The sequence below is a fragment of the Vibrio sp. Y29_XK_CS5 genome (assembly GCF_024181835.1).
Lineage (GTDB): Bacteria > Pseudomonadota > Gammaproteobacteria > Enterobacterales > Vibrionaceae > Vibrio > Vibrio harveyi.
Genome location: NZ_JAMZAM010000001.1, coordinates 1,562,302 through 1,579,560, shown reverse-complemented (window position 1 = coordinate 1,579,560; position 17,259 = coordinate 1,562,302). Strand labels below are relative to the sequence as shown.

Here is a 17,259-nt window from a genome sequence, read left to right as displayed (position 1 = left end):
TTTCATATGATGTTTGTGAATTCTTCTTATCATAAATTATTTGCTGGAGATAATTGTTATTCACACTAAGCTGTTTAACTTATTTCTTTAATAAAAATGTCATATTAAATTTTTAATCTCAACGCGTCGATTGATTAGTACCGATTGACTGTTTATTTACTTCAATACCTAGTTTTACTTGAACACTAAAACTAACAGGGCTAATTAAATATTGGTTTTTAATTAGCCCAAATTTCTCACTAAATTATATCGGAGATATATTGTGAAATTTATGAAATCAGCTCTAGTGTCTTCAGTTCTGGTTGCAGCATCATTTGGCGTTGCTGCTAAAACAACGATCAACGGCGCTGGTGCGACATTCCCTCATCCAATTTATGCGAAATGGGCTGAGCAATACCAGAAGGAAACGGGTGTTCAGATTAACTACCAAGCTATTGGTTCTGGTGGTGGTATTCGCCAGATTACAGCAAACACAGTGGACTTTGGTGCGACTGACGCGCCACTGACTATCGAGGAGCTGAACAAAGAGGGCATGATTCAGTTTCCAATGGTGATGGGGGCTATTGTTCCTGTAGTGAACATTCCTGGTATTGATGCTGGAGAGGTGAAACTAACAGGTAAAGTTCTCGCAGACATTTTCCTTGGTAACATCAAAAACTGGAATGACCCTGCGATTGTCGCACTCAATAAAGGTGTCGACCTACCTAATCAACCTATCTATGTTGTCCACCGTTCAGATGGTTCTGGCACCACCTACAATTTTACGGACTACCTCGACCGTGTAAGCCCCGAATGGCATCAGTCTATTGGTGTTGGCAAAGACATTACATGGCCGAAAAAAGCAACAACCATTGGCGGGAACGGCAATGCCGGTGTAGCAAACTTTGTTAACCGTACCCGAGGAGCCATTGGGTATGTAGAGTATGCGTTTGCTAAGCAAAATGATCTCGCCTATACACAAATGCAATCTAAAGATGGCAAGTTTCTAAACCCAGGCATGGACACTTTCCAATCTGCAGCTGCCAATGCTGATTGGGATAATGCTCCGGGTTATCACTTATTGTTAAACGACCAGCCGGGTGCAAACTCATGGCCAATGACAGCAGCGACGTTTATTCTTATGCATAAAGAGCAGGCGGATGCGAACAAAGCGAAAGAAATCGTGAAATTCTTTGAATGGAGCTATAAGCAAGGTCAACTTGCAGAAGAGTTGGATTACATCCCAATGCCAAATAAAGTCGTTAACATGGTTAATGAGACTTGGAAAGAGGGTTTGAAATCTAACGGTCACACGATTATTCAATAATTAATCAAGTAGCCTGATAAGTAATATATTTGTCAGGCTACTATATAAAATATTATGACTACTTTAGCTATTAAAAGTAAAGTGAACGGCGATTCGGTTTTTAATAAGCTGAGTTTTGCTAGTGCTTTATTAATTTTCGTAACTTTAATTGGTATTTTATTATCTCTTATTGAAGGTGGTTGGCCAGCCTTTAAGGAATTTGGTCCAGGCTTCATTTTTAGAGATATTTGGGATCCCATTAACGGTCAATTTGGCGCTGCCTCAGCAATTTATGGCACGCTGGTTACTTCTTTCATCGCTATTGTTATTGCTGCACCGATTGCGTTAGGTACGGCGGTGTTCCTTGCTGAGTTAGCTCCTAAATGGTTGAGTCAACCAGTAAGTAAAGCCATTGAACTGCTTGCTGCTGTACCAAGTATCATCTACGGCATGTGGGGACTGTTTGTCTTCGTTCCTTGGTTTTCTGAAGGTTTCCAAATGTGGGCCGGCGTGCACTTGGTCGATATCCCTTTGGTAGGTGGTTGGTTTAATGGTCCGCCGATTGGGATAGGCTTATTGGCGGCGGGGATCATCTTGTCATTTATGATTCTGCCTATCATGACTTCTTTAACGCGTGACGCATTGAAATCCATTCCGGATGTCCTCCGTGAAGCAGCATATGGAACGGGAGCGACACCATTTGAAGTCATCACCAAGGTGCTTATCCCTAAAGTTAAGAATGCAACAGTGAGTGCTGGCATTTTAGGTCTCGGTCGCGCTCTCGGTGAGACCATGGCTGTCGCCTTTGTTATTGGTGGTGCGAGCCGTATTGAATTTTCATTCTTTATGCCAGCAAGCTCCATTTCTTCGACGATTGCTCAGCAATTTAACGAGGCAACAGATCCAATCCATATCGCATCGTTAATTGGTCTGGGAGTGGTGTTGTTTCTTATCACTTTCTTTGTGATGGGTTTTGCTCGTCGTTTGTTAAGGAAGTCATCATGAATAGCAGAAAATTAAAGAACTTTAGCTTTCTAACATTTAGCACTTTGTCGGCAGCGTTCGGTGTCTTCGTTCTCGCGAGCATCTTATACACCTTGATTGGTGAAGGAATAAAGGGCTTGAGCTTCGCTATCTTCACCGAGTTAACGCCTGGTCCGGGCAGTGAAGGTGGCTTAAAAAATGCCATTGTGGGGAGCTTAATGCTGACTGGCTTGGGCATTCTGATTGCTGCACCGATTGGGGTTCTTGCGGGCACGTGGTTGGCAGAAGCTGATAAAGAAAACACAGTGGCCGAATCGCTGCGCTTTCTTAACGGTATGTTAATGAGTGCTCCCTCTATCTTGGTCGGGTTGTTTGTCTACGCCATGATTGTGGTACCGACAGGCGGTTATTCTGGATGGGCAGGTGCCATCGCATTAGCCGTTCTCGCACTACCAGTGATCGTTGCTTCAACGGAAGAGATGCTACGTTTGGTTCCGCCAACGTTGAAAGAAGCGGGAAGCGGTGTAGGGGCGCCTAAATGGCGAGTGATCACCCAACTTAGTTACCGCGCCGCAGCTCCGGGGATTATCACTGCCATTCTTTTATCCATCGCTCGTATTTCTGGGGAGACGGCACCGCTTTTGTTTACTGCGTTAAACAGTAGCTTTATGACGACCGACATGAGCAAACCGATGGCAAACTTACCAGTGACGGTATACCAATTTGCTATGAGCCCTTACAGCTCATGGCAAGAGCTAGCATGGGCTGGCGCATTGATTATCACCAGTTTTATTTTGATTGTTAACGTACTGGCGACGTCGTTGCCGCAATTATTAAAAGCGAGAAGAGCATGAACACGGCAACATTAAATCCAGTCAGAGCAAGCATGAATGAATCCACTATGAATACTTTGGTACACAGTGTTAGCGCCAACGATGTCTCAGCAAGTTTGACTCATCGTATGGACATTCAAAACTTAAATTTTTACTACAACAAAGGCTCTGATGCAGCGTTGAAATCCGTATCAATGCCAATCTATAAAAACCGAGTGACGGCACTGATTGGTCCATCGGGCTGCGGTAAGTCTACACTGCTTCGTACGTTAAATCGTATATATGACTTGTATGGGCATCAGTACGCTGAAGGCGAAATCTTACTTGATGGTGAGAGCATCTTTAGCAATGCAGACGTCAATGAACTGCGTTCCAAAGTGGGCATGGTTTTCCAAAAACCAACGCCATTTCCCATGTCGATATACGAAAACATGGCATTTGGATTGAAGATACAAGGTGCATTTAGCAAAGCCGAAGTTAGAGAGCGTGTCGAGTCTGCACTAAAGCGTTCGCACTTGTGGGAAGAGGTGAAAGATAAGCTAGATGCAGATGCGAATGGTTTATCAGGTGGTCAGCAGCAGCGCTTATGTATTGCTCGAACGATTGCGCTAGAGCCAGAGGTTATTTTAATGGATGAGCCGACTTCCGCGCTGGATCCTATTGCCACCGCCGCCATTGAAACTCTGATAACAGAGCTGCGTGAGAAGTACACCATCGTTATCGTAACACACAACATGCAGCAAGCAATGCGCATCTCCGATTACACGGGTTTTATGTATCTAGGAAAGCTCGAAGAATTCGGTAAGACTGAAAACATTTTCCATCACCCAGACAACGACCGTACTAAACGTTATATCTCAGGGGACTTTGGATAACGAATAACAACAATAGCGCTGATTAGTCAGCTCGTTTTAGGCACGGTTTCGCGAGGATCGTGCCTATTTTTTTATGCCCTGACACTCTAGAATTAAGGTCATCTCAAACAATGTCATCTCAAACAATTAAGAACGCAGTATGTACAAAAACAAAGTGGTGGTTATTACAGGCGGCAGCCAAGGTATTGGTAAGTATCTCGCGCAGGCTTATTTAGACCAACAAGCGAAGGTCATTGTGTTTGATATTGCCGTAAACCAAAATCCGAGCGTCGAGTTTTATCACGTCGATCTAGGGCAGCCTACGCAGATTGAGCTCGCTTTTGATGAGATCCAACGTGCATACGGTAAGGTTGACATTCTGATCAACAACGGTGCAATCGCGAACTTTAACAAACCCGTTGAACAACTGACTTTTGAAGAATTCTCTCGAGTCATTGATGTCAATCTCAAAGGGGCGTTTGCGTGTTCACGTCGATTTATTGCATTAAACCGTGCTCAATCTTTTGGAAGAATTGTCAACATTGCCTCGACACGTTGGAATCAAAATGAAGCTGGTTGGGATGCGTATGGTGCATCTAAAGGAGGCTTAGTTTCGATGACTCAATCCATGGCGATTTCTCTGTCTGATACTCCCATTACCGTTAATGCTGTAAGCCCTGGTTGGATACAAGTTGAAGGGTATGAAGATTTAGATAGCTTTGACCATCAGCAGCATCCATCGGGTCGAGTAGGTAAGGCAAAAGATATTGTAAATGCGTGTTTGTTCTTATCTCATCCAGAGAATGACTTTATTAATGGACACAACTTGGTTGTCGATGGTGGAATGAGTAAGAAAATGATCTATCAAGACAGTTTGATTGATTAAGCTTACTTTCTTGGGTACAGAAGTGCTCTTCAGTAGAGTACTTCTTATTATTTTATCGGTAGTCGTTTACTTTCCTCTTTATTCTCCCCCCCTGTTTTTGAGTACATTCATTTTCACCGTTTGAAATAGGCATTTAAAAAACTCTTTGCGCAAAAGATGCCGAATGATAATTCCTCTGCTTCGATACACTCTAAAACCAGTGGCGACGATATCTATTTTTCGTGCTTCGGGTTAGGACTCATATATTAAAAAACAGTGACATACTTTTTAAAAAGACGATGGGTTGGGGAAATTATCACCGAAATTGTGATATTGCCCTTAAAACTATATAGGAAATTTCTGAGTTTGTAGTAATGCTCTGTTTTAAATGGATTTATGAACTAACTTTGATATTGACGTCTTGTTAGTTAAAGCTAGGTATAACGATGAAATGGATTTTATTGCTTGTGAGCCACATCTTGTTTGCAGTGGCGGGTTTTGCTGCGGGTATTTATGCACTGCCTATTCTTATCCAACCTGATTCACCAGATGTTTCGGTTGTGTCTAACTCTTCGGAAGGTGTTCTCTACCGTGGCATGTTCGAGCGAAATCGAACAGATAGTGACTTTCTTCATTGGGGAGAAGGGGATCTATGGGTCACTGAAGATACGATTGCTTTTCAAGGAGAATTGGCTCCTGGACCGGATTATAAGCTGTATCTCTCACCAACGTTTGTTGAAACCGAGGCGGATTTTAATCGCTTGAAGTCACAAATGGTGAAGGTGGGAGAGGTGAAAACATTTGACCGTTTTATGGTCACTCTTCCTCAAGATCTGCCCTTAGATAACTACACGTCAGTCATTGTTTGGTGTGAAACCTTTGGTGAATTTATTACGTCTGCACAGCTCAAATCTGTCGCAAAAATGAATCAGAGCTAATACCCAAACAATTTTAACTCATGTCGAATAATAACTGACAGAAACGTGACAAAAGGAGCGTTTCTGTCGCCAGTATCTCGACGCCTGTATTTTGACGGGGCGCTGTCCTGTCATAAATCAATAAATGATTAATATTTTGTATGAGTCGGAAAAGTATTGTGCCAGTGATTCAACGTTATCTCGCTTTATTCTTTTTGATGTTTTTAGTTTCCGCCCAAGCGATGGCCGCGGGGGAAATTGAAATATCGTTTAGTCCCACATCAGGAACTGCTTATGAAAATGGGGAAGTAATCAGTTATTCCATTGATGTGAAAAATACAACAGCGAATACTATTAGTAATGTTGCTGTGACGAATAAGATATGGGAAGTCATGTCTGGTTCGAATAAAGCATTTAGCCGCTTAACAATCTCTGATTCTCATACATTAGGTTCGAGCCCAGGCACTTACACCGCAAGTAACAGTAACCTCGATGTGAATGGGGCTAGCCTACTCCCTTTTGGACGGGTTACTTACCAAATTGAAGCGACCGTTGCGGATGACGCCGCTGAGGATATTGTCTTAGGCAACACCGAGGTAAAAGGTACCGTTTCCGGCACAGAAACGACGTTTACCAATACATCAACGATTACGTTTACTCCTGCGGATTACGACTACACGTTAGAAGCTTCCGTTCAGCCGGCTCAATACCAAGTGGGGAGTAAGCTAACTTATAAGCTGATTGCGACCAACAGAGGCTCTGTTACCGTTAAAGGGTTAGATATCGAGCAAGCGTTCGAGACGCTGACGGCTCAAAAACAAGATGGCTCAACAGGTGCAGCTTTCAGTGATGTTCATATCAGTGCTAAAGCCTCGTCCGGCAGCAAAACGGGTACTTTTGCTACTTCTGGTGATTTGTCGGTTAAAGACGCTGAGCTCTCTGTTGGTGGTCACGTCACCTACACCATCAAAGCGACCGTTGTTGATGACCTTGTTGGCGACATTGTCACCAAAGCGACATCAACGACTCGTGCTGGCACTGTTAACAGTAGTGAACTTACAACGCCTCCGGCAGATCCAGATATCGCTCTGGCACATACTTTACAGTCGACATCTCCTTACCTAATTAACGGTGAAGTTGATTTTCAAATCAAGGTCACCAACAACGGCGGAGCGATTGCTCACAATTATCATGTAAAACAGAATATTAAAGATTTGGTTAGCCCAAATGGTCTAGCGAATGATCGTACTTCTTCCTACAACAATACGGATGTGGACGGAAATCCTTTTGATACTTGGGACATCACGGTATCAAACATTGGTGGAAAGTCAGATTCATCTTATGCGGGCAGTACGCAAACGAACGTTGACTTCAATGATATCGTTTCGATTTATCCAGGAGAGTCGATTACCTACCAAGTTAAAGCAACGTTAACCCCTGTTACCATTGGCGCTCTGCAAGGTTTCACTGCGTCAGTGACGGATCAAGCTGACACCCTAGTTAAGAGTTCAAGTATTTCAGACACGGTAAATGCAGAGAAAGTACTGAGTGTTGCGGATTCCGACATTTCAATTACCAAAACGACCTCGGCGTCAGAGTATGTGCCAGGTGGTGAGATTGAATACGAAATCACGGTTACCAATGGCTCTTCCAAGTATTTTGCCAATAACCTTTTGGTCCAAGATAACCTGACTTGTGTGGTGACTGAACAAGCAGGCGGCGCGGGCGATGGTCAAGCTTTTGAAAAGTGGAAAGTGGATGTTATTTCAGGTGAGGATTCCATTGGTTCGGACCCTGGTTCGTTTAGTTATGGTACTTGGACGTCAAGCCCGCTTTCACTGACACCGGATATCGCGCCGGGCAAAACGATCAAATACAAGCTAACGGCAAAAACGAGTGATACGAGTACCGGTCTTATTTTGGATGACAGTGCAAGCTGTGCCAATGATAACGTGACGGAAGAAGGATCTGGTGTACAAACGCCGGACGATAATTTACGTGCGAGCAAAGATGTCGACAGTCGTTTCTACTCTTCAGGTCAGGCTCTGACTTACACCATCACAGTAACCAATGATGGTGATGGTTTCGCTAACCAAGTTCAGGTTTTGGATGACCTTAAGTCAGTCAAAACTCAAGATATTCATGGTGGTGAGATCGCCGCGTATACGGGCTGGACCATTACCGCACAGGCTTTCAAAGACGACGGAAGTACTGCAACCGCAAGTGACACCGGTATTGCTGGTGAGGTGAAGTTCCCGGATAACCTAAATGTGATTGCGACGCTTCAGCCTCACTCTTACATCGAATACACCATTGTTGCTGAAACCAATCCGCTCGCAAATGGACATATCTCTAACCAAGTGACTGTGGATGGCTCGGTTTATGCCGACCGTGGCTCTGACCCGCGTGACTTTGTGATTCAGTTAAACAAGCGAGTAAAAACAAACACAGATTCAAGCTTCCATGGTGAGCAGACGGCTTACTCAAAATTAGACAACGAAGTGACGTACCAAATCAGTCTAAAGAACGCGAAAGAGAACGGCTACGCGACTGACGTTGAAGTAAAAGATCTATTGTCGACGATTAAAGCTGGCGTCCTTGAGCCAGATGGCATGACGAAACCAGTGTTTAAGTCTTGGCAAATTAGTGCAGAGATTATTTCGGATGACCCTCGCTTAGATGGAAACGCTACATATACCGATGTTGGTACGTTCGCTGACAACATGGACTTAAATACCAAAGTGCAGATTCCACCGAACGTGGAAGTGCTATACACCATTGTGGCTCAAATCGATCGTGATACGCCTGATGAAATCCTCTTTACTCGCTTTAACAACACTGCGGATGTCAAAACGCCAGATTCAGGCATTCAATCTTCCGTGGTTGATACGGTTACCGTGTATCCACATGATCCAAAAATCATTGTTGTGAAGACAACTCCAGATGATGATTTTATTCCAGGAAAAGAGGTATCTTTCAAAATAACGGTAAGAAACAGAGGGCTTGGTTATGCAGACGAAGTTCGTGTATTTGATGATATCAAAGCTCTTAATGCCTTCTCTACCTGGAGTTACACCTCTGAAACTGACTCAAACAATTCGCCTTATAAAACAGGCAGCTATGCAGGGGACTCAAGTGGTTACCAAACGGATGAAAATCTTGATGCCCGAGTCGATATTGACCCCAATGTAAGTGGAGTTGATGGCTCTGTAACATTCGTTGTAACTGGTGTCGTTAAGAACGACTACAAGGAGAGTGAAATCTCTAACACGGCTGAAACCTACGACCCTTCGACCAATTTGAATCAGTCTTCTTCTGCTGAAATCGGTCATGTATCTGGGGATTCATTAAACGTTTCGATTCTTAAAACAGCCGATAAAGTTCGCTTTATTCCTGGTGAAGACGTGACTTATGAAATCCGTGTCAAAAACAATGGTTCAACTACAGAACATGGACTCAAAGTCTATGACTATCTGAATGATATCAAGTCAGTTCTAGCGAACGACAAAGACAATCAGTTCCAAGATTTTCCTGACCAAAACCCGTTTGAATACTGGCAGTTTAAGACTGGTTCAGATTTCGAGCCTGCCACTAACGATGATTTTATCTACCCACCGGGTGGTAAAGGCGCGACAATGAGCCTAGACCCTGGAGAGATTCGAACTTTTCAGATCAAAGCACGCGTCAAAGATAACGTTGTTGGCTCACTGGATGGAACCACTCTCAACAACAAGATCGAAAATGATGCCTACGTGTATCGTTATGTCGGCAACGACGAAGATTCACACGTTTCTCACCACGAAATGGAGCGCGCTTACAATGGCGGTGACGTGGTCAGAAAGCTGCTGGTTAACGGTAAAGAATCAAACTTCTACTCGCCGGGTGATACTTTAACCTATCAAGTGACCGTTTCTTCTCAAACGGGCTACGTAAACAACCATAAAGTAATTGAAGATATTAATGGTGTGACGACTCAGTTATTAAATGGAGACTTGAAGACGCCATTTGATAGAGGCTTCACTGTAGATGTGTCCAAAGGCGATTCAAATGGTGGCGACGGCACCACCGATGGTACTTTGGATGGCACCGTTGCAGATAACCAGAACATCAATACAACGATTGATGTGGCTGGTGGTGATTCGGTGACTTTTGAAGTGGAAGGTGTTGTTCGTGAGGACGCCGTAGGCACGATTACTATCGGTGGTATCACAGTTGTTCCAAATGGCTACCATCTTTCATTTAGTAAAACGGTCGATCAATCCAGTTATGAGCCAGGGAAGCCATTGGTTTACCGATTAACCATTGAAAACGATGGTAAAGGTAACGCCTATAACATCCCAGTGATTGATGAATTGTCGGGTATCACGGTTGATCTCGTCGATGGTAAAAATGAAAAAGCCTTTGATTCTGGTTGGACGGTAGCGCCACGTATTGTGAGTGGCAGTGATAAAGCGATCCTCGATTTAGATAGCAGTATAGCGGATAACAAAGACATCAATACCCATGCCTCCATCCCGACGGGTACAAAGATTGAATATGTAGTTACTGCAACCGTCAATAAAAATGCGGTGGGTAAGATCCTAAACCTATTGACCGTCGACGGCGATACCGTGAGTGCAGAGACTAAGGCATCTGCCGAGAAATACGATTTCTCTAAACACGTCGTAAAACTCTATGACCAAGATGGCACCACCGAATTGACGGGCGGATACACGCCTGGTGGTTACATCGAATACGAAATCTTATTGAAGAACTTAAACAACGTTCACATCAATCAGATGCCAATCAAAGATGAAATCAGCAAAATTCAAACGGATTACTTTGGCGGTGTGAAAGGCCGTGCGTTTGACTCATGGACGATTACTCCGAGTGTGGACGCGAGTACGATCAGTGATGCGGGTAAAGTCAGTAACAACACGGACATCAATACTAACTTCAACCTCGCGGCAAATGAGTTTGTAACCGGCGGTACGTTTGTTAAGTACACCATTAAGGCGAAGATTAGTGAGCAAGCCGTAGGGCAAATTCTCAACGTAGCCGTCGTTGATAACAGCCATAACTTGCCATCAGAGCCAGTGAACATGCTGCCAGCAAATATCTCTAAAACGCATAAAGCGTATACGGATACAACGTTTGCTACGCATAAAACCACTTACAATCACACAACGAGTAGCGAGAAGATCGTTTACCACTTGCGTATCGAGAACAAGGGTAAAGGTCTGGAGTACAACAAATCTCTCGAAGAGTTTTTCTCGAAAGTCAAAGTTCGTACTGCACAGAATGCGGATGGTGAAGCAGACTCACAGACGCTACCAGCATTCGATCAATATGGTTGGACTGTGAAGGCAACGACTTCTGGAGAAGCAACGACGCTGATCGATGGGTATGTAGGCGGTGCTGATGTCGATATTGATATCGCCAAGCTGTCTATTGCTCCAGGTGGTTGGATTGACTTTGTTATGGAGTCGCAAATTCGTCAAGACGCACTTGATCAAATCGTAGTGAAGCCGAAATACAATGGCTCTAACTTCAGTGCAGCGACGGTTACTCCGGAAGGCAGCAACCTTGCCGTGAGCAAAGAAATTGTGTCTATTGCAGGTAAATCTTACACATCGGGCGATACTTACAAGCCTAACGATGAGGTGATTTACAAGTTTACTGTTACTAATACAGAGCCTGTTTGGCGTGACCAGACGGTAATCCAAGACATCGTGTCTGGCGTTCGTGTTGAAGTCGTAGGTGGAACCACGAAGTCGGCATTCTCAGAGACATCAATCTCTCATATCTTTACCTCTACAGGTACCTCGGGAACGCAGGATACCTACATTGAAACTTATGATGCATCCGATAACTTGGACCTGTTAGTTGATATCGCTCCCGAAGAAGTCATAGAGTTTACGGTGAAAGGAAAAGTTCGCCCTGACGCGTTAGGAGACATTGATGGCAACACCGGGCGAGCAGGCAATCAAAGTGATACCACAGATGTGATTCCACCAGTGGTTCCTGTATTGAGCTTTGAAAAGTCGGTACTGAGTACGACGGCTGACAGCAGCACTTGTACCTTCCCATCGACCTCGGGCTCTGGGTGTCATTACAACCCGAATGGTCAAGTGCAATACCAAGTCAGTGTTACTAATACCGGTGAGAGTATTGCTAACGATGCCACAATCGTGGATGAACTGAACACAATTAACACATCCGATGGCAAGCCAGCATTCCAAGATTACAGTGTTGCCATTATCAGTGCTCCAGATGCGGATAGATTCTCTATCACTGGTGATTATCAAGGTACAGTGCCACTTAATGCGGCATTTGATTTGATGCCGGGAGATACCGTGGTATTCGAGGTTGATGGTACGGTAGCTGCAGACGCAACAGGTACTATAACTAACATCGCCAAGGTGAATGGTGATGATAGTAATCCCGTTGTTCTTGACCCAGGTACGTCGAGCCTAATCGCGCAAAAATCTACAGATACACCGACCTACACGCCTGGTTCAGAAGTTCGTTATCAAATGCGTATTCGAAACCAAACATCGAATAACGAGAAGATTGATATTCGAGATGCTATTAGCAGTTATAAGGTAAAAGTGGCTGACGGTTCAGAGCAGGTAGCATTAAAAGATTGGACAGTCAGCGCTCGTGTGATTTCTGATGGCAACCCGTCATATACGGATATTACTAACCTCAATAGCATTGCCGCGAATAGCGACATTGATGTCACAGTACAAATGGGCGGTAAAGCGGCTGACGATACTTACACTGAGATTTTAATTGAGGTTGTAGGGCATGTTCGTGATGACGCAGTTGGTGAGTTTACCAACCAACTACAAGGTAAGTTGAACTCGGGCTCGACCTTTTTCACTTACAACTTAAAAGAGAAGGTGATTGTCCCAGAACCGGGCAGCTTGACAGTAACGAAAGTCACGTCGACTACGCCGGCTATCTACCACCCTGGTGACACCATTGGTTATGACATCGAAGTCAAAAATACCGGTGATGGTTACGCAACGAATGTCCTGATCGCTGATCTTTGGAAAAATATTCGTGCCGATAAAGCGGGATCTACATTACCAGTGCGCGCGTTTGATGCTTGGTCTGCTACCTCAATCAATGTTGTGGGCACTAACCCAAATCTGACGCAACAGATTGCTGGCTCGGAGATTACAGGCGATAAAGGTGAAGGCTATCAAGTTCGTTACAACATTCACCCTGACCATACGGTTCAATTGCATGTTGAAGGTGTCGTAAAAGCGGACCTTGTTGGTGACATCACTAACCTGGTGGAAGTGAGTGATTCAAGCAGTTCTCAAACAGCCGAAGCAACTTATGTTGCTGCGACGGCAGATCTTTCTGTCGATAAAACGGTTGATAAGAACCAGTATGAATCTGGCGATACACTGACTTATACAATCAAAATTGAAAACACGACCGCGAACTGGGCGAATGACGTTCAAGTTAAAGACCTTGTAAACGACATCACCTCTACCAACATTACTGGTGCAACGGTGAAAGCGTTTGAGTCTGGCACTATCTTCTTTAATGCAGCTTCGCAAACTGGTGATACAAAGTTCCCATCAGCGACAGGGGAGTTCTTGGACGGTAGTTTGGATATTGGTCCAAATGACGTTGTGACTCTGAGCGTAGAAGGGGAGCTAGATCCGGAAGTTGTCGGGGATGTCACTAACAAGGTCGAAGTGACTTATAACGGCACGACCAAGACTGCAGACGCGACCAGTACAGCAAAAATCCCAGATTTAACCTTCACAAAAGAACCGATGGTTGAGTTCTATAGTCCGAACCAAGCAGCTGGCTACATCTTGAAGATCGTTAACCAAGATAATAGCTACGCCAATGACATCAACCTGAAAGATGAGATTGGCGCATTGACAGTAACGACGATAGATGGCTCGACCAATCAAGCCTTCTTGCAATGGGCAGTGCAATACGTCTCGGGCAGTTCATTAACAACGGTGGATGCAAACTCTCTAGTCGTGGACAAGGACATTGACTACAACATCGACCTTGCGCCAAATGACACCATCACACTGTACGTGATTGGTCTCGTCAATGCTGAGGCTACAGGAGATATCGTTAACCAAGCGACCTTGAACCATAACAGCAAAGACGTTACTGCGACTGCGACGCTGAAACCTCGCCCGGGTGACATCGTTCTGGAGAAAACCACTGATGAGCGTTACTACCAGCCGGGTGAGTTCTCTACTTTCCGCGTCAAAGTGACCAACAACGGTTCAGGCTTTGCGTCAGATGTCAAAGTGGAAGACTTCATTTCTGCTCTGGAAGTGGAGACATCGGGCGGCGCTATGGCACCGGCATTCAAAGACTGGACAATCGTGACTACGAAGGGCGACCCTCGCACCAATATCGAGAAGGTCCCAGGACCAAATGATGATATCTCTACCAATATTGATATTGCGCCAGGTGATACGGTGGAGTTTGCCATTACGGGTACGGTCAATGTCAGTGCGGTCGCAAACGTTGTAAACACTGCCACAGCAGAGTTTGGCGGTGCAACGATTGATGCTACGGCAACTTTGGAAACCTTACCTGAGGAAGTATGGATAGAGAAAACGGTGGAATCACCTATCTACATTCCGGGTGAGGACGCGGTATTCCACGTTCGCGTATACAACGGTACCGATGGCTTTGATAACGACATCAAACTCGATGACATTCTGTCGGGTATCAGAACGACTAACGTGAATGGTGTCAGTGATCGCGCGTTTATCAGTTGGACAATTAAAACCACTAGCAAAGACACTCGTACGACGATTACGCCAATGCCAGTAGATGATCGAGACATTCGTTCGGTTATTGATATCGCGCCACATGACATCGTTGAATTCACGATTACCGCGAAAACGAATCCGTTGGCAGCAAGTGACATTACCAACATTGCCACTGCGGATTTGAATGGCACCACGCAGCAATCGAGCGCGACGATTCAACCGCAGTCTCAGGGTATTTCTATCGAGAAGACCACCGACAGTGAGTACTACATTCCGGGTAAAGAAGCGACTTTCCGTGTCAAAGTGAAGAACGAAGGTACGGTGCCAGCAACAGACGTTGAGGTGAAAGATGCCATCAGCGATCTTGACGTAGTGCGCCTTGATGGCACCACCGTTAAAGCCTTCGACTCTTGGCGTATTGATGTGAATAAGAGCAATCCAGAAACAGACATCACTAACATTCCGGGAGTGAACGCAGACATTGACTCAATGCTGACGATTGCTGCGAATGATGAAGTTGAGTTTGTGATTACAGGGCTTGTTAATCAATATGCGACGGGTGAGATTGAAAACACCGCAAATGCCACATTCCGCGGTGATACTCAAGAAGCGAGTGCAACGCTGCTATCGATGCCAGAGTCCGTCAAGCTTGAGAAAACCGTTGACGAGGAATATTACCGTCCGGGCGAAAATGCAACTTACCATGTCGTGCTGAGTAACGAATCTGGCTCATTCACCGAAGAGATTGTACTTAAAGACCTGCTCTCTGAATTGAAGGTGAATACGATTCATGACACCGAAGCCGCTGCATTCACCAGTTGGAGAATGACAAGTTCATACAGTGATGATCGAACCATCGTGTTGCCAAAAATCCAAGGTGATAACGTGGATATCAATAGTCGTGTAGTGCTTGCTCCAAACGACAAACTGGAAATCGAAATCACAGGTGTCGTGAATGTGGATGCCATGGGGGAAATTACCAACCATGCGTATGCGTACGATAAAACAGAGAGTGATGTGCTTGCTGACGATTTCGTTACGATTAAGCCACAGCCGATCATCCTAGCCGTCACCAAGGTTGCGGATAAAACCGAATACACCAATGATGACGATGAAATCGCCTTTACCATGACGGCAACCAACCGTGGTTCTGCTGATGCTGACAACGTTAACTTGTTGGATGAAATCGATAAGTTGATTGGCAGCAATGGAAATGCGTTATTTACCTCGTGGACGGCGACCATCACCGAGCTTAAATCTGGTGCTGTGGTATCGGTTGACTCAGATAATAACGTTGACTCAAACCACACCATGAAAGCCTACCAAGGTAACGAGTATCAAATTGTGGTGGCAGGCGAGATCAATCAGGGTATTGATGACAACTTCACCAACGTTTTCACTGCGACCGCGCCGACGGGCGAAGTTGCGACCGCCAATGTCACTATCAAAGTGAAGAAACAAGCTTACAACGAAGGCATGCTGACCGTAACTAAGGTTGCGAGTAAGTCAGAAGCGAGTGTAGGTGAAGTGGTGGAGTACGAAGTAACCATCACTAACGAAGATAAAGAAAACCCATTCACGGGTGTGCGTTTGGTGGACCGTTACCCAGGTGGCTTTGCTTATATCCCAGACTCTACAGAGATGGTGAATAGCGGTCCTGATGGTGTATTTGACACTTCAGATGATATTCAAATTTCAGTGGACCCGACCAAAACCAATCAGCTGATCTTTGACGTTGGTGACATGAATATTTACGGCAAAGGCGATTCTAAAACGGCTGATTCTGTTCGTATTCGTTACCTAATGCGGGTCAGTGTCGGTGCCACCTTTGGTGTCTATACCAACACTGCATGGGCAGAAGCGCCACCAGCAGAGAGCTTCTCTGCTCAGAGTGCGACCACAAGCTATGTGGTGAAATCTAATCTAGCCAGTGCAACGGTGGAAGTGATGCCAGATAAGGTATTCGACACCGCTTCGATCATCGGCAAGGTGTTTGAGGATCACAATGGTGACGGCTTCCAAGCAGATGCGACAGCGGATGATATTTATATCGATGTCGATTTAACCGCAGGTGACTACATTCCCGGTTCAACCTTCATTACGCAAGATGGTGTTGAAACGCAGCTTAAAGACGTTCAAGTCACGCAACAAGGTCAAGGTGTGCTGATGTCGAGCATCGACAAAGGCTACGAAGTGGATGAGTTATACGGCTTGTCACGCAATCGAACGCTTGAGCACAGCAACAAAGTGGCATTCCAATTCAAGACTCGAACTCGCCAAGGCTTCCCATTCAAGGTGACCACGGATAACGGCACGCATATCGAGTTCGACAAGCAAGGTAATGCGATTACCAAGCACAAAGGAGACAAGAAAAAAGGTCTGTCAGCAGAGAACATTGATGTAGTGAGAAACCTCTACCGAGATGGTGATGCGTATTTATGGGAAATCATCGTAGAGAACAAAGGGCTATACGAAGATGGCATTCCAGGCGTTCGATTACTGACCGTCGAAGGCATCATTATCGAGACAGACCAATATGGTCGATACCACGTTCCAGATCAGTGGGTGTTGAATAAGAAAGGTAAGCAGTTCTTGGTCAAAGTTGACACAGACTCGCTACCAACAGGCATGAAGGTGATCAGTGAGAACCCGAAAGTACGCCGAATTACACCAAACAAGCTGACGAAATTTAACTTCAGTATTCAAAGCAGTGGGGATGATTAACCGTTCGAAGAACAGACGCTGGCTGGGTGCGTCCCAGCCGACAATTC

General features: G+C 45.0%; 7 protein-coding genes. All 7 read left to right on the top strand.

Features of this window, described 5'->3' with window-relative positions; all coding sequences use genetic code 11:
* Positions 1–271: 271 nt before the first annotated feature.
* Positions 272–1,306 (top strand): phosphate ABC transporter substrate-binding protein PstS, encoded by a 1,035-nt coding sequence (gene pstS, locus NL647_RS07040; protein ID WP_017189574.1) that lies wholly within the window; start codon positions 272–274, stop codon positions 1,304–1,306.
* Positions 1,307–1,360: 54 nt separating this feature from the next.
* The gene (gene pstC / locus NL647_RS07035; protein ID WP_009697019.1) at positions 1,361–2,290 is read left to right on the top strand and encodes a phosphate ABC transporter permease subunit PstC; all 930 of its coding nucleotides are present in this window, start codon (positions 1,361–1,363) and stop codon (positions 2,288–2,290) included.
* Positions 2,287–3,123: a phosphate ABC transporter permease PstA gene (gene pstA / locus NL647_RS07030; RefSeq protein WP_253649893.1), complete on the top strand. Its 837-nt coding sequence runs from the start codon at positions 2,287–2,289 to the stop codon at positions 3,121–3,123. The genes pstC and pstA overlap by 4 nt, the downstream gene beginning before the upstream one ends.
* A complete protein-coding gene (gene pstB, locus NL647_RS07025) occupies positions 3,120–3,977 on the top strand; it encodes a phosphate ABC transporter ATP-binding protein PstB (RefSeq protein WP_253649892.1) in 858 nt (285 codons plus the stop codon). The genes pstA and pstB overlap by 4 nt, the downstream gene beginning before the upstream one ends.
* 139 nt (positions 3,978–4,116) lie before the next feature.
* Positions 4,117–4,842 carry an SDR family NAD(P)-dependent oxidoreductase gene (locus NL647_RS07020; protein ID WP_239910806.1) on the top strand — a complete coding sequence of 242 codons (726 nt, stop codon included), beginning with the start codon at positions 4,117–4,119 and terminating at the stop codon, positions 4,840–4,842.
* Between the two features lie 425 nt (positions 4,843–5,267).
* Complete coding sequence (locus NL647_RS07015) at positions 5,268–5,759, top strand: DM13 domain-containing protein (protein WP_005452792.1); 492 nt, start codon at positions 5,268–5,270, stop codon at positions 5,757–5,759.
* 371 nt (positions 5,760–6,130) lie between these two features.
* Complete coding sequence (locus NL647_RS07010) at positions 6,131–17,212, top strand: DUF11 domain-containing protein (protein ID WP_253649891.1); 11,082 nt, start codon at positions 6,131–6,133, stop codon at positions 17,210–17,212.
* The last annotated feature ends 47 nt before the right edge of the window (positions 17,213–17,259 follow it).

Bases quoted from the DNA above. Each gene is read 5' to 3' on its own strand.
- pstS (WP_017189574.1), top strand. From the start codon at position 272: ATGAAATCAGCTCTAGTGTCTTCAGTTCTGGTTGCAGCATCATTTGGC.
- pstC (WP_009697019.1), top strand. From the start codon at position 1,361: ATGACTACTTTAGCTATTAAAAGTAAAGTGAACGGCGATTCGGTTTTT.
- pstA (WP_253649893.1), top strand. From the start codon at position 2,287: ATGAATAGCAGAAAATTAAAGAACTTTAGCTTTCTAACATTTAGCACT.
- pstB (WP_253649892.1), top strand. From the start codon at position 3,120: ATGAACACGGCAACATTAAATCCAGTCAGAGCAAGCATGAATGAATCC.
- NL647_RS07020 (WP_239910806.1), top strand. From the start codon at position 4,117: ATGTACAAAAACAAAGTGGTGGTTATTACAGGCGGCAGCCAAGGTATT.
- NL647_RS07015 (WP_005452792.1), top strand. From the start codon at position 5,268: ATGAAATGGATTTTATTGCTTGTGAGCCACATCTTGTTTGCAGTGGCG.
- NL647_RS07010 (WP_253649891.1), top strand. From the start codon at position 6,131: ATGTCTGGTTCGAATAAAGCATTTAGCCGCTTAACAATCTCTGATTCT.